Below are 1,134 nucleotides of genomic sequence, written 5' to 3'. Positions count from 1 at the left end.
CCAACATGTACTACGGCAGCGATTTCTATCTGATCCGCCAGCTCGAACTGCGCGACATCCGCCTGGTCTACGCGCCGCCGGACAGCATCGGCAATTACGGCGAGGAGATCGACAACTTCGTGTGGCCGCGCCACAGCGGCGATTTCACCTTGCTGCGCGCGTACGTGGGCCGCGACGGCAAGCCGGCCGACTACTCGCCCGACAACGTGCCCTACCAGCCGCCGAGCCATCTGCAGATCGCCACCGCACCCGTGCGCGAGGGCGACTACGCCATGCTCGCCGGCTATCCGGGCGTGACCTTCCGCCATCGCATGGCCTCCGAGTTCGCCCAGCAGGTGCAGTGGCAGCTGCCTTCGCGGGTGGCGCTGTACGGCGATCTGATCAAGACCATCGACGCCGCCGCGGCCGGTTCGGCCGATGCGCAGGTCAGCTACGCCGCGCAGGTCAAGGGCTTCAAGAACACGCTCAAGCGCGCCCAGGGCGAACTCGACGGACTGCGCCGCAGCGACGCGGTGCGGGTGCGCGGCGAAGACGAGAAGGCGATGCTGGCCTGGCTGGACAAGCAGGCCGACGCGCGCGCGATCCGCGCCGACATCGACGCCGCGCAGAAGATCCTCGACGCCGGCGCGGCCACGCGCGAGCGCGACCAGTTGCTGAGCGCGATCCGCAGCCAGACCCAGTTGCTCAACGCCGCGCTGACCGTGCAGCGGCTGGCGCAGGAGCGCGCCAAGCCCGACGCCGCGCGCGAAACCGGCTATCAGCAGCGCGATGAGGCGCTGATCGAAGGCCGGCTCAAGCAAGTGCAGCGGCGCTATCGCAGCGAAGTGGAAAAAGAAGTGCTGCGCTATCTGCTGGTGCAGTACAAGCGCGCCGCGCAGGGCGCCCAGCGCGTGGCCGAGATCGAGCGCGTGTTCCCCGGCGAGGACGAGGCCGCGCTCAAGCGCAGCATCGACGCGGTCTACGCCCACACCGGTTTCGGCGAGGAAGCCGCGCGCCTGCAGGCGATGAAGGCCGACGCCAAGACCTTGCAGGCGTCCGAGGATTCGCTGCTCAAGGCCGCCGCCGCGCTGAGCCCGGCGTTCGCCCGGATCGAGGACGAGGGCAAAACGCGCGAAGGCGAGCTGCTGCGCCTGC

Annotated in this window: 1 protein-coding gene; it reads left to right on the top strand. The window is 69.3% G+C overall.

Annotated elements, in window-relative coordinates; translation table 11 throughout:
* On the top strand, positions 1-1,134 hold a 1,134-nt coding region (locus tag AB0D59_RS51110), incomplete at both ends, for a S46 family peptidase (protein ID WP_362580094.1).

The sequence above is a fragment of the Streptomyces sp. NPDC048417 genome, assembly GCF_040651615.1.
In the GTDB taxonomy this organism is placed as follows: domain Bacteria; phylum Actinomycetota; class Actinomycetes; order Streptomycetales; family Streptomycetaceae; genus Streptomyces.
This window is presented reverse-complemented; position numbering and strand designations above follow the sequence as displayed.